Annotated in this window: 8 protein-coding genes and 6 pseudogenes; 4 read left to right on the plus strand and 10 right to left on the minus strand. The window is 39.9% G+C overall.

From position 1 onward, the window contains the following. Positions 1-44 precede the first annotated feature (44 nt). Positions 45-942, minus strand: a pseudogene (locus BTN49_RS01230) (IS5 family transposase). A gap of 409 nt (positions 943-1,351) precedes the next feature. Here BTN49_RS01230 and BTN49_RS01235 point away from each other — a divergent pair. Then, positions 1,352-2,109: pseudogene (locus BTN49_RS01235) on the plus strand (transposase). 302 nt (positions 2,110-2,411) lie between these two features. On the opposite strand, the gene BTN49_RS01240 reads toward BTN49_RS01235, so the two are convergent. The 5 genes from BTN49_RS01240 to BTN49_RS16960 all read right to left on the minus strand — a co-directional run bounded on the left by BTN49_RS01240 (position 2,412) and on the right by BTN49_RS16960 (position 7,817). Beyond that, on the minus strand, positions 2,412-2,600 hold the full coding sequence (locus tag BTN49_RS01240) for a hypothetical protein (RefSeq protein ID WP_097355691.1): 189 nt from the start codon (positions 2,598-2,600) through the stop codon (positions 2,412-2,414). A gap of 144 nt (positions 2,601-2,744) precedes the next feature. Beyond that, positions 2,745-4,832: an elongation factor G gene (gene fusA / locus BTN49_RS01245; RefSeq protein ID WP_097355692.1), complete on the minus strand. Its 2,088-nt coding sequence runs from the start codon at positions 4,830-4,832 to the stop codon at positions 2,745-2,747. Between the two features lie 488 nt (positions 4,833-5,320). After that, complete coding sequence (ectB, locus tag BTN49_RS01250) at positions 5,321-6,586, minus strand: diaminobutyrate--2-oxoglutarate transaminase (RefSeq protein WP_097355693.1); 1,266 nt, start codon at positions 6,584-6,586, stop codon at positions 5,321-5,323. Between the two features lie 23 nt (positions 6,587-6,609). Next, positions 6,610-7,155: a diaminobutyrate acetyltransferase gene (gene ectA, locus BTN49_RS01255; RefSeq protein WP_097355694.1), complete on the minus strand. Its 546-nt coding sequence runs from the start codon at positions 7,153-7,155 to the stop codon at positions 6,610-6,612. A 362-nt stretch (positions 7,156-7,517) separates the two neighbouring features. Next, positions 7,518-7,817 carry a transposase gene (locus tag BTN49_RS16960; protein ID WP_263363840.1) on the minus strand — a complete coding sequence of 100 codons (300 nt, stop codon included), beginning with the start codon at positions 7,815-7,817 and terminating at the stop codon, positions 7,518-7,520. A gap of 68 nt (positions 7,818-7,885) precedes the next feature. Here BTN49_RS16960 and BTN49_RS21610 point away from each other — a divergent pair. Beyond that, positions 7,886-8,322, plus strand: a pseudogene (locus tag BTN49_RS21610) (transposase); the annotation flags it as partial. Positions 8,323-8,395: 73 nt separating this feature from the next. Here BTN49_RS21610 and BTN49_RS21615 read toward each other — a convergent pair. Next, positions 8,396-8,636, minus strand: a pseudogene (locus BTN49_RS21615) (IS982 family transposase); the annotation flags it as partial. Between the two features lie 296 nt (positions 8,637-8,932). Here BTN49_RS21615 and dinB point away from each other — a divergent pair. Then, positions 8,933-9,994: pseudogene (dinB, locus tag BTN49_RS01270) on the plus strand (DNA polymerase IV). Positions 9,995-10,833: 839 nt separating this feature from the next. Beyond that, the gene (locus BTN49_RS12585; protein WP_146678981.1) at positions 10,834-11,118 is read left to right on the plus strand and encodes a hypothetical protein; all 285 of its coding nucleotides are present in this window, start codon (positions 10,834-10,836) and stop codon (positions 11,116-11,118) included. Between the two features lie 782 nt (positions 11,119-11,900). Here BTN49_RS12585 and BTN49_RS21620 read toward each other — a convergent pair. From BTN49_RS21620 to BTN49_RS19895, 3 genes and pseudogenes are all read right to left on the minus strand, one after another. Continuing rightward, positions 11,901-12,750 (minus strand): annotated as a pseudogene (locus BTN49_RS21620) (IS982 family transposase). 197 nt (positions 12,751-12,947) lie between these two features. Then, complete coding sequence (locus BTN49_RS01280) at positions 12,948-13,241, minus strand: hypothetical protein (RefSeq protein WP_097355697.1); 294 nt, start codon at positions 13,239-13,241, stop codon at positions 12,948-12,950. 600 nt (positions 13,242-13,841) lie between these two features. Beyond that, positions 13,842-13,997 (minus strand): zinc ribbon domain-containing protein (locus BTN49_RS19895; protein WP_146678983.1); only part of this gene is annotated, 156 nt, incomplete at its 5' end.

The following is a 13,997-nucleotide window of genomic DNA, read 5'->3' on the forward strand; positions in this document are numbered from 1 at the left end:
ATAACGCACTGAGTCCAATCTTTTTTACAGTCTTAATTTATTTGCTAGCGAACAGGCATACCGAGTCTTATAACGTTGTTCATCGCTTTCACATTTACCAGCATTTCACCAACTTGAGCATTATAATCACGAAGCGTTATTTTAGGTCTTAGCAACTGTTTATAGCGAAATATTGCTGTCTCTGCTAATGAACGTTTATGATAACCCCTATCATTTTTTCACGCCGCCTGTTTGTCATCTTTTAAAACCTTTATAGCTTCATGTCTAGGATGCTATACTCCCAGTACCCCGCGTTACCTTAGAGGTAGAATATTAGGCATTATTCCTTTGTTTTTCAGTCCATGTTGACATGCTCTTATATCATAGGCTCCATCAGCACTGACTTACTATATCTTTCGTCGTAATAGGTTAAGCAATATAGTTAAAACCTCATTGTCACCCACAGAAAATAGGTTAACTTTTACAGCAATAACCCCATGAGTAGACACCTCACAGGTAAGATAAAGTTGGCATCAAATCCGCCGCTTCTCCTTAACGTATTTACGTGTTTTCCATTCACCTTTACATATACCTTTAGGTTTGTAGTATCAATAACGACGTGGGAGACAGCTCCTCAACTCAGTAAACGCTACTTAATTTCTACGATCTTAGAACACTTACTTATGCAAGTGTATGTAGGGAATTTCATAGGGAGATGCATCAATGTAAGAAGCGAATTAAGAAAGTCTTCTAATCCACGGAGTGAGAGATTGAAAATACCTTTCACCATCAGTGCCGTTTAAATTGCGGTATCTAAAATACAAACTCACGACCACGCTAATCGAGATGCTCTAGACAATACCATGCCTTAATGGCAGCTTCATTTATCCGAAAAGTGACTGAGACACGGTTTAATAATGCTTGATTATATTGTTTTCAGTTACTGATCTTGTGCTTTCCCATTGTAACCTCCCGCTTAATTCCATGATGACCTGATTGTAGGGATTGTGATTAGTTCAACATTTTAGCAATTGCGCCGCACCATAATATAACCTTTAGTTTATTCCAAACAAGAGGAGTTAACAACGATTAAAGGGTATTTCTCAACGCATGTCATCCAAAAAACATACTCCACAACAACATCTTTATCCATTAGAGATCATTAGAGATAGTGATAGGTTATAACTAATATAACTTAGTGGGTTTTCTTTATTTCCCCTTCTAGGTTGACTGTGTAACTCTTACGCCCTCCTTCAGGTGAAATGCACAACTTATAGCTAAATAACCTGAGCTGTGCATAAGAAATGAACTAAATGCCAAAGTCGCGATCTGATCGTTTGAAATAAACTATTTACTGCCCCATGACTTGGGCATGAATAACTTAGATACTGTTTTCAGCGATGTCGACAATTTCTGCCAGACGTTACTTCCTGTATGGAAAAATACCTAATTTCTTCCGGTATCAAACAAAGAAACAAGCCTTTTCGCCTCTTAGTTAGCGAAGTGATGACGATAGTGATAGCTTTCCATCAATCTGGATATCGAGACTTTTAAACCTATTACATCCACTTTGTTTTCCGCTACCTCACCAATAAATTTCCTGAATTAGTCAGCTACACGCGAATGCTCAAATTCATGCAAGGTATTCTAGCTCCTCTTTGCTCTTACCTAACTCATCGTGAGGCAAGACCAACAGGGATTGTCTTCGTTAATTCATCCAAGCTACAGGTTTGTCACAACCTACACATTTTCAGACATCAGGTTTTTAAAGGTACCTTGAAGTGGGGAAAAGGAACGAGGGGGTGTTTATACGGAGATAAAGGTTATATCTCTGATCCATTGGAGCGGGAACTTGCAGATAAGGGAGTGACACTTATAACAGGTATGAAAAAGAATATGAAACCTAAAGTTATAAAACTTTGGGACTGACGGATGCTTCAGAAATGATTTATTATCAAAACCGTTTTTGACCAACTAAAAAACATATCCCAAATCGAGCATTCTCGGCACCTTAGTTATATCAGCTTTATGGTCAACTTGTTGGCGGGCCTCATCGCGTATTCATTTCAACCAAAGAAGCCGAGCATCAAAATGAGGCGGCTTGAGAAGCAAGCGCTTATGCAGATCTGAGGTTACTTAGGTCGCGCTTATACCACTGGTCTTATTTTGCTTCCCACTGCTGCTTGAATCGAGAAACACAGTTTGCTGACAACCCCTTGGCTTGCTTACCTAAGAGCGATTCTAGGGCTGGCTGCATACCTCCCGTGAAGATCCCCTGCAGATAGAGCCAAGGGATAAGTTCTTTTATGTTTTTGGTTTGCTTGATATAGGGCGTAACCAGTGTGCTATTGAACTTGATCCCTCTCCCTGTTCTATACTCGAACCTTTAGGACTTTGACGGTAATGTCGCCGAGCCAAGTTTGTAGGTGCCCCTAAGGCAAATGGCCATTGCGAACCACTCCCTGCTTTCTGTTAGCTTGGAGTGATGTAAAATTATCGAGCAAGGATTGAACCTCGGCTTCTATAGATTGTGCCAACAACTGCTGTATGCCTTTTTTAAGCAGTTTATTAAGCGTGTTTTCTAGTTTATTAAGCTCGGTAACGTTATGATTATTGTCCATGCGGTGTATGCATTGTTAGTTGTTGATCTGACGAGGAATAAAAAGAACATAAGGAATGCGACGAGAAACGCAAGCTACCTTGCATTAGTCTTTGCTGAGCAAAGATTCCATAATTTTTCAAGCCGCACAATCTTCAGCTATAAATTACTTCTTAGCGTTCCTTTCTTTTTGCTCAATAATCACTGCTTCAGCAACATTGGTGGGACATGGTGCGTAGCGTGTGAACTCCATAGAGAACTGACCACGACCAGATGTCATAGTACGTAGAGTACCTATGTAACCGAACATTTCTGAAAGAGGTACATCCGCCTTGATACGTACGCCGGTAACACTTGGTAATTGATCCTTGATCATACCTCGACGACGGTTAAGGTCTCCGATAACATCACCAACATGATCATCGGGTGTGAACACGTCAACAGTCATTATTGGTTCGAGAAGTTGTGCTCCTGCTTTAGGCATAGACTGACGAAATGCACCTTTAGCTGCGATTTCAAATGCGATTGTAGATGAATCGACTGCGTGGAAAGCACCATCAAACAGTTCAATTTCGACATCAAGCACAGGGAATCCAGCAAGAACACCTGTATTCATCATGCTTTTGAAGCCTTTTTCAATTGCAGGCCAAAATTCTTTGGGCACATTACCACCAACGACAGATGATTTAAAAGTGAATCCTGAGTTTATCTCGCCTGGTTTGATACGATAATCAATCTTAGCAAATTGGCCTGAACCGCCAGATTGTTTCTTATGAGTGTAACTATCTTCAATTTCCTTAGTGATAGTTTCACGGTAAGCGACTTGGGGTTTACCAACGATCAGATCGACACCGTAAGTACGCTTAAGAATGTCAACTTTAATGTCCAAGTGAAGTTCACCCATACCCTTAAGGATGGTTTCGCCTGAATCTTCGTCAGTTTCAACTTGGAACGTTGGATCCTCCGCAACCATTTTACCGATCGCGATACCCATTCTCTCTGAACCACCTTTATCCTTAGGAGCAACAGCTATTGAGATTACTGGAATTGGGAAAATCATCGGTTCAAGTGTACACTTGAACTTAACATCACACAGAGTGTGACCGGTTTTAACATTCTTCATCCCAACGATAGCAATAATGTCGCCTGCCTGTGCAGAAGTCAATTCGGTACGTTGATTAGCTTGCATCTCAACCATACGACCAACACGTTCATTCTTACCGGTTGCGCTGTTAAGAATCGTATCACCTTTGTTTATTTTGCCAGAGTAAATACGAACGAATGTTAGGGCACCGAAACGGTCATCCATGATCTTAAACGCAAGCGCTTTCAACGGTTCATTAACAGATACCAGTGCGAATTCACCATTTGGCGCTCCCGTTTCTAGATCACTCAACGGTTGGGGATCTACTTCTGTAGGAGAAGGTAAGTAGTCAATAACTGCGTCAAGAATGAGCTGCATTCCTTTATTTTTGAATGCAGAACCACAAAATGTTGGGAAAATAGTACAAGTACGAGTACCGGCACGGATACAACGCTTGATATCATCAATAGAAGGTTCGATGCCATCCATGTATCCCATCATCAGATCGTCGTCTTGTTCAACAGCAGTTTCGATTATTTCTTCACGGTACATCTCAACATCGTCAACCATGCTATCAGGAACATCTATGATAGTGTAATTTTCTGGCAAACCAGTATCATCCCAAACGTAAGCTTGACGATCTAGGATGTCGACAACACCAACGAAGTCGTCTTCACGGCCAATGGGTAGAGTCATCACTAAAGGAGGAGCACCCAGAACCTTCTTGATTTGCTCAACAACATTAAGAAAATCAGCTCCGATACGATCTAGTTTATTTACAAAGATGATACGTGCAACTTTTGAGTCGTTGGCGTAACGCCAATTAGTTTCTGACTGTGGTTCCACACCCCCTGAACCACAGAATACGCCAATGCCGCCATCAAGTACTTTTAGTGAACGGTACACTTCTACGGTGAAGTCGACATGTCCTGGAGTATCAATAACATTAAAGCGGTGCTCTTTCCAAAAACAACTTACTGCTGCAGACTGGATGGTGATACCACGCTCAGCTTCCTGTTCCATGAAGTCGGTAGTAGATTCACCATCATGAACCTCACCAGTTTTATGAATCTGACCGGTCAGTTTTAAGATGCGTTCAGTCGTAGTGGTTTTACCCGCATCAACATGCGCGAAAATACCGATGTTTCTGTATTTATTTAGATCTGTCATTCTTTGTCTCTAATAAACAATTACTGGTTTATATCAGAGCCGAGAGTATAGCAAGCGTTGACACGTAAAGGAACATGTAGAATATATCAATACCAGATATGTTTTCACGATAGTAATTCATAATATACTTTAAAACAAATACTCGCTAATTTCTCCGCCTTTCTGCTCTCTTTTTCCTTCCAAGAAAGTATACATAAGGTTAATTAACCTTATATCTGCATAAGCGCTTGCTTATCAAACCTAGTCATCTTGATGATTGGCTTCTTTGGTTGAAATGAATAAGCGGTGTTTATAAAAACCTTAGGTTATTTATATATAGCCTGATGATAGCAAATATAGGGTTCAGTACTTTGGTAAATTGGGGTGATGTAGAAAGAGAGACCTATATTGCCATCTTCAAGAAGAAGACAAGCACTATGATTCAGATATGACACGAAGTTCACGTTTTTGTACTCTCTTCCAGAGCTCTTCGACCATTTATCTGGTTTTTAAGACGCCTTTCTGGTGGTACATTGAGCAATGTACTCTGCTGCTTGTTCGAAAATGTGGAGGCCCTGTTCAAGCTCAGATTTGCTGATGGTCAACGGGCAGAAAAATTTTACCACTTCATCATTCGATCCTGCCGTTTCAATGATCATGCCTTTTTCAAAACAGCGACTGGAAATTGCAGATGCCAGAGCGCCGTTTTTACATTCGATACCTTGCATCATACCACGCCCTTTTCCGCGAACAAGAATGGAGGGAAAACGCTGCAATGTACAATCGATAACCTTTTTCACTTGTTTACTACATGCAGCAATATGTTTTTCAAATTCGTTGGTAACCCAATAGCTCTCAATGGCTTTAGTTGCAGTGATAAAGGCATGATTGTTGCCTCGGAAAGTACCATTGTGTTCACCTGGTATCCATTCGTCTAGTTCTGGTTTGAATAGCACTAGCGCCATCGGTAAACCATAGCCACCAATGGATTTAGAGAGGGTAACAATGTCAGGTTTAATTCCGGAGGGCTCGAAACTAAAAAAGGTACCGGTACGCCCACAGCCAGCTTGAATATCATCTACGATCGTTAGGATATCGTTGTCATTACAGATCCTACTGAGTTTTTGAAGCCATGCTTTAGAGGCTACGTTCAATCCCCCTTCACCCTGCAAAACCTCAAGAAGTACTGCAGCAGGTTTATCTAAACCACTTGAATTGTCATTGAGCATGGTTTCAAGTAACGCTAGGCCATCAACATCAGCATAACCCTCATAAGGTAAACGAGACACGCCTACTAACGGCATACCAGAGCAACCACGGTGATGCTGATTAGATGTTGCTGTTAGTGCACCATAAGTACAGCCGTGGAAGCTATTGGTGAATGCAATGATATTAGTACGACCTGTTACTTTACGGGCTAATTTCAAGGCGGCTTCAACCGCATTAGTACCTGTTGGGCCCGTAAATTGTACTTTGTAATCAAGATCTCTAGGTACAAAAATATGATTATGAAGTGCGAATAAGAAAGAAGCTTTGGCTTCGGTATGCATATCAAGGCCGTGTGTTACGCCATCGTTCTCTATGTAGTTGATAAGTGCTTTTTTTAAAAGAGTGTTATTATGTCCGTAGTTTAGTGACCCTGCTCCTGCGAGAAAATCGATGTATCTATCACCGTTATTAGTTTCCAACCAACACCCTTTTGCAGAAGAAAAAACAACAGGGAAACTGTTCGAATAAGATCTTACATTTGATTCTTGTTTTTTGAATATATCCATGATTCTTTCGTTTCATCTCCAGATTATTGATTGTTCTTCAATGGAACACGGTAAAGGAACTCCGTGTCGTGATGCCCTTTAAAGTGCTTTTGTTCATCGAGAAAAACTGACACCGAACCACTATTCCCATTTGCTTTATCTAGTTTATTGAATAAATTCCATGATCCATCATTATACTTTGTTATTGTGGTTTCTACAGCTTGTACAAGTTGTAAATGCTCGCGCATAAGCAATGCTTTCAACATGCGTCCCGCAAGGCCTTTACCACGCATCGTTGGTGATACTGCTACTTGCCAAATAAATAGTTCATCGTTTACATCAGGCTTTAAGTAGGCTGAAATAAAGCCAGCTATTTTATCATCGTCTTCTGCAAGGATGCAGGTTTTATGGAAGTGGGAGGCTTGAAGGAAATTGCAGTAGGTGGAGTTTTTATCAAGCGGGGGACAACTAGTAATGAGGTCGTGGATCTTTATACCATCTCTCAGGGTTGGCGCCCGCATTACCCAAGGATTTTCATCCTGACTTAAACACGTGAACCACGAATCATGGTAAATGTTAGGGGTGCTCATTCGATTAACAAATCCTTTAGATGTCTAATGGTTTAGCCTTTTAAAGGATACATCCTGCTTATAATTTATCAAGTTATTATCACGTTTTTAAGAATTAATTCTACAGATATCATTGTTATTTAATGTGGATCAAACCATATTAAGTCACAAGAAATATGATTAGAAGTGTAACTAATATCTTATGATCTAAAGGTAAGTTATTTAACTTGATCACCGACGGTAAAACACAAGTTAGCATGATAAAAGCAAATGACTACTCTTTAGTATTGTGGATACAACTTTCTTAAACAATAAGTGTTTTAAAGTGGCGTTGTTGATTAAATCAAGCCTATAATACAGTGATTCCAATCTTATTTTCAGTCTTAATTTGTCTGCTGTCGAATAGGCACACCGAGTCTGATAACTTTGTTTATTGCTGTCAGATTTGTCAGTGCCTCAGCAACTTGAATATTGTAATAACGAAGAGTGAACTCACAAATACCTTTCACCATCAGTACCGTTTCAATCGCGATTGCGACAAATATAAACCCCCGGCCGTGATGCTTTGGACAATGCCATGCCTCAATGGCATCGTCGTCTATCCCAAAAGTGACTGAACCACGGTTTACTAATGTTTGATTATATTGTTTCCAGTTGTTGATCTTGTGCTTGACCTTTCCTATTATAATCTCCCGCTTAATTCTATGATGATCTGATCCTAGGAATAGCGATTAGTTCAGATCTTTTGGAAACAACGCCCAGCTACATGCGAATGCTTAAACTCATGCAAGGTGTTTTAGTTCCGCTTTGCTATTACCTCACTCACCGTCAAATAAAACCTACAGGGATTGCTTCGTTGATTTATCCAAGCTACAGGTTTGTCATAACCTACGCATTCTCAAACATCAGGTTCTTAAAGGTACCACGAAGCGAGGAAAAGGAACGATGGGGTGGTTCTACGGATATAAAGGTTATATCTCTAATCCATTGTAGCGGGAACTTACAGACAAGGGAGTAACCACTTATAAGTGGTATAAAAAAACATCCCAAATCAAGTATTCTCGACACCATAGTTATGTCAGTTTTATGGCCAACTTACTGGCAGAGATCATCACGTATTCGTTTCAACCAAAGAAACCTAACATCAAGATAACTAGGCTTAATAAGCAAGCGTTTATGCAGATCTAATTACAATTCTCAAGTTAGTGAAGCACTGGAAAATGTGAAATCGATGAACACCTTACATGGGCTTGAGCATTCACGTGTAGCTGACTAATTCAGGAGATTTGTGTGAGGTAGAGGCAAACAAAGTGGATGTAATAGGTTTTGAACTCTCGAGACTCCGATTGATGGAAAGCTATCACTATCATCATCACTTCGCTAACTGAGAGGCGAGAAGGCTTGTTTCTTTGTTTAACACCGGAAGAAATTAGATGTTTTTCCCATGCAGGGAGGAAAGTTTGGCAGAAGTCGTCAACATCGACAAAAAAAGCGTCTAAATTCTCATGCCAAAGTCCTTATGAAGTCAATAGTTCTTTTCAAACGAAAAGATCACGACGTGGGAATTTAGTTCATTTTTATTCGTAGATTAGGTTATCCTTGACTACTTCTGGCTTAACAGCCTGCCTAAGAAAACAGCATGTGAAATCGATAAATCGACATGAAAAGAAAGTGCCAAGCCATCCTGTTCAGGTAGATAACATTTTCACTGTGGAAGCCACTCCCTTTATTAAGGGGCTTCCACAATTAGGTTCTCGTGCAAGATGTGCCAAATGACCAGTTGCTTCTAGGTTGTCTAATAACTAGAAAAATTATCCATATAGATCTTGATTGCTACTATGCCGCAGTTGAAATGAGAGATAATCTAGAATTGAGGGAAATACCATCGGCGATTGGTGGCTCCCCTGAGCGGCGAGGTGTGATATCAACGTGTAACTAGATTGCCAGAAAATCCGGCGTTCGCTCGGCAATGGCGACAGCCCGTGCTCTCAAATTGCGCCCAAATCTAAAGGTTATACGTGGCGATATGGAGAAATATAAAACTGTATCCAAACAGATCCATGCGATCTTTTCTCGATATACAGAGCTTATAGAACCCCTCTCCTTGGATGAAGCCTATCTCAATGTCACTACTTATCAGTTATTTAAAGGAGAGGCAACATTAATCGCAAAGGATATACGCAAGGCGATTAAATTAGAATTAAATCTTACGGCCAGTGCTGGTATTCCGCCTATAAAATTTGTAGCAAAAGTCGCTTTTTCTATTAACAAGCCCAACGGAATTTGTGTTGTAATACCTGATAATATTGAGGGCTTTGTTGACGATCTAGAATTATGAAAAATTCCTAGCGTAGGGAAGGTGACGCTGGAAAAATTAAACAACCTAGGGCTCTACAAAGGCATTGATGTAAAGAATTATGATCAGTTCATGCTCCTCAAACAGTTTGGTAAGTTTAGCATCTCTTTATGGGAACGCTGTCATGGAATTGATCGGCGTGAAGTCACATAAACGAGAATAAGGAAGTCGTTGGGAGTTGAAAAAACATTCACTCAAGATATTTGGACTGAACAAGAATATTTGGAAGCTATTGAATCACTCTATGAAGAATTAGAAAGACGATTAAGTGAAATTTCTCATGAAAAAAGAATCATACGGTAAGGCCTCAAGCTCAAGTTCGATGATTTCCAGCAAACAACGGTTGAGAACAAACAAATCATCATTGATAAAGCTTTTTTCTCTGCTTTATTAAAAGAAGCTTTGTCGCGTGTCAATGGACGAGGAATCCGTCTTATTGGACTGAGTGTAGGGTTAGAGCCTAAGGAAGGTAAGTCCAATACCCAGATGACACTCAAGTGGTAAAAATGTAAGTACACTCGTGTTGATTTCATTGGATCCTTTGCAACAGTAGCAAATCCCTTAAAAAAGCATTATCACAAGTGATAAATAGCCTTGTTTCAAAATCAGTTTTACTATCAAATCTCCCCGCTATAACGCTACGAATAGGCTGGCTTTTGGCTGTGTATTCCAGAGAGAACGAAGGCGTTCATTCATAAGCACCTCAGCACACATACGTCACCGGATGTGATTAGCGACGATAAGGTAAAGATAAAAAACCTAGTTAGTTTTGAGAAACGACCTGATATTGCAGACGAGAAGACCGAGTTTGATCATTTCGAAATTAACACTATCGTTGGGACTTAGCACAAATGTTTTCTGCTTAACGTGGTAGAAACATGTATTGATATTGTAGATTCCACCGTCCATAAATTAAAAATTTTCACGTCAGACAACGGTATAAAGTTCGCCGAACATGAAGAGATTGCCGAAATTACAGACGCTTATTTCTATTTTGACAGATCTTATCTGTCAAGTAATCGGAAACTGAATGAGTAGACTAATAGTTTGATAAGGCGATTGTCATCCAAGAGAACTAACTTAACCTTAGCTGCGCATAAGAAATGAACTAAATGCCAACGTCACGATCTAAGAGCTATAGTGATTTCTAGTATATGGGTAGGAAATAATGCGGTGTAATCTGTTGATTGATCTCGCCAGATCAATAACCAACAAGGCATACACCGAATGGACATTAATCATAACTTTACCAAGCTTCATAAACTGTAAAAACCGCTTAATAAACTGCTAAAACAAGATGCACAGAGACTGTTGCTCAAGCTATAGAAGCCGAGGTTCAATCATTGCTTAATAATTTTACATCACTTCAAGATAACGGAAAGCAGGGAGTGGTTCGCAATGGCCATTTGCCTGAGCGTCACCTACAAACTGAGTTCAGCGAACTTACCCTCAAAGTCCCAAAGGTTCGAGATATAAAGTTAATTATATTTCCACTTCCGTGGATCACTCGTTTTATAAACATGAATGCTAGGATGAAGTTTTTATATTCCAAATCAAAATGCAGCCGATGGGCGTCTATCACGTCGAGCATTTTTAATACGGGTCGTTCCTTCGTTTTATTATTATAGTAAATTGCGACGGCTTTGAGGGGATGATTCGCATATAGCGTATACCAAATCCCAAACGCCTAAGCAAGACCCGTGGTGTCAATGCCTATGTACGTCACACTAGATCGCGCGTAAACATCATCTCTCTGGCCCAATTGATATTGAAAATTGAGTCCTCGCCAATAGTATTTTTCTAGAATACTAACACAGTTAGATTCTGCAAAAGGCGGAGTGATAACGAGAACAAAAACAATAGCAATTAACCACTATCTGAAGCAAATAAATCGAAGAATATACCATGCTTTGGGTGGGAGAGCCAAATAAACTCCATCCCCGTCCCTCTCCCACAAAAAACACATTGTAAGGATTACAACGTGCTACCTCTTCGAAAAGCTCTACATAGCTAATACGTTTAGTATAGCTCATCATTGTATCCACCAAGTCTCCTGCTGTTCTCGCTATCACTTCGATACCACTTATTAAAACTCGCTGTCGTTTGAAGACCATAATATCTCACTCGTTGAAATCATTTAGGAAGAATGTGTTAAACTAGCCTACCAACAAATACCTGAGCATCCACTGTCTCATACATTTTTGATTTCGTTTTATGTGCTTGATAGTAATACTAAAATATCCTAGATAAGCCTATCAGCTGGGATAACAAATAGTTGGGTAGGTATCGTATTAACCCTCGGTATCTTTTGCTTGGGACTTTATTTTACGACCATTAACAGGGGGGGTATAGAAACCATCAGGATAATTAGCCCATAAGGTTCTCATTAACCTCAGATCTGCATAAGTACTTACTTCTCAAGCCGCGTCATTTTGATGCTCGGCTTCTTTGGTTGAAATGAATACGCGATGAGGCCCGCCAGCAAGTTGACCATAAAGCTAACGCAACTCCGTTGCCAAAAATGCTTGATTTGAGATATATTTTTAGTTAGTCAAAAACGGGTTTAATAATAAATCATTTCCGAAGTATCAGGCGGTCTCAAAGTTTCATCACTTTGTGTTTCATATTATTTTTACACCCGCTATTAGCGTCACTCCCTTATCTGCAAGTTCCCGCTCCAATGGATCAGAGATATAACCTTTATCTCCGTATAAACACCCCAAAGCTCGTCAGACATTTCAGATACAGGCTTTCTATCATCCACGTTAACCGTTGTCACTCAGACTGAGATAATACCACCTTGGTCATTGATAATAAGGTATAATTTAAAGTCGTAGAACCACCCCATCGTTCCTTTTCCTCGCTTCGAGGTACCTTTAAAAACTTGATGTTTAAAAATACGTAGGTTGTGACAAACCTGTAGTTTGGATGAATCAACGAAGGCGAGACTTAGTCGTGAGTGAGGTAAGAGCAAAGAGGAACCAAAACACCTTGCATGAGCTTAAGCATTTTCATATAGCTGACTAATTCAGGAGATTTGGTGATGAGGTAGCAGAAAATAAAGTGGATGTAATAGGTTTTAAAGTCTCGATACCAAGATTGATGGAAAGCTATCACTATCCTCATCACTTCGTTAACTGAGAGGTGAAAAGGCTTATTTCTTTGTTTTATACCGGAAGAAATGAGGTGTTTTTTCCATGTATGGAGGAAAATCTGGAGAAGTCGTCGACATCGACGAAAACCGCGTCTAAGTTATTCATGCCCAAGTCCTTCTTCAGTCAATAGTTTTTTTCAGACAATCAGATCTCGACTTTGGCATTTAGTTCATTTCTTAAGCGCAGCTTAGATTAATAATATATTGACGCGCCGGAAACTCAATCTCCATTAATTTCAGTAAGTTTTTTTACCAACGTAATCGTAATTAAGATAACGATAAATGCTGAAACCCTTTCCAATCCTAATTTGAAGGAAAGAATGCACCTCCAGCCAAGATTACATGTAAATGCGGATTATAGTTGCCATTACGACTATGGATGTGGATGAAAAAAATGACGAAAATTTCATACGTATCGGTCTTAAAGTTCGCCTGAATCAACGCTGATAAGCAGGCTTCTGCCAAGACCATAAACCCAGAATATAAACGCTTTTGATTGGAGTGATTATGGAAAGGAATACGAAGTTGCTCAGGCAATGTTAAGACAACTTGCTGATAGCTCACTCTAGGAAACAGGTAAACGCCTATTTTGACCATACTCTCCCGTACATAACGCTTCCCACATTGCGGAGAAGCTTTCCCCTTACAACCAAAGTTAACTTTATGTTGCTCTTGACCTCAACCCAAGCATTGGTAAGTGGTAAAGCCATTTTCTAGGCTTCCACCCTTCAGCATCTTAGCGATTTCTGCATGATAATAATCGGTGTCATAGCAAGGATGACTGGGTACGAATATGGCCCAATTCGTAGTAAAGATAAGTTTAAAGCAGAGCAGCTTCGATTTGATACCTTTGAAATTCATTCATACCTTTTATCTGTTTAATCGTGCTAAATGTATCATAGAAAGGGACATGCCTTAAGCCTCACAACATATAGTGGTAGAAGGAAGTTACTAGGTGAAGGAATAAAGTTATAAAACTCAAGTATGTCTGTTTACCCGCAGATAAATTAAGACTGTAAGAAAGATTGGAAGCAATGCTTTATAGTCATAATTTAATCAACAACACCCATATTAACAGCTATATTGAAAAATGGCGTACTGCAGACTTAAATTTAGTCTTCAGGGTGCATATTTTATGCAAACATGACCATGCTCAGTGACTACTCCCCGCCCTAATCGGGCTAGGCTTCTTGTTTCTTAGGCCGCAACTCGTTCGTGACGAGATTTACGCAAGCTTCCACAAGCAGTAACGACGTGTCCCGCCGCTTTTATTTCAATTATTCCTTGATGCTGAATATTCAAGGCTGCATTAATATCTCGGTCATGTTGAATGCCACAGTTAGGGCACTTCCA

The sequence above is a fragment of the Candidatus Enterovibrio escicola genome, from assembly GCF_002464935.1.
GTDB lineage: Bacteria > Pseudomonadota > Gammaproteobacteria > Enterobacterales > Vibrionaceae > Enterovibrio > Enterovibrio escicola.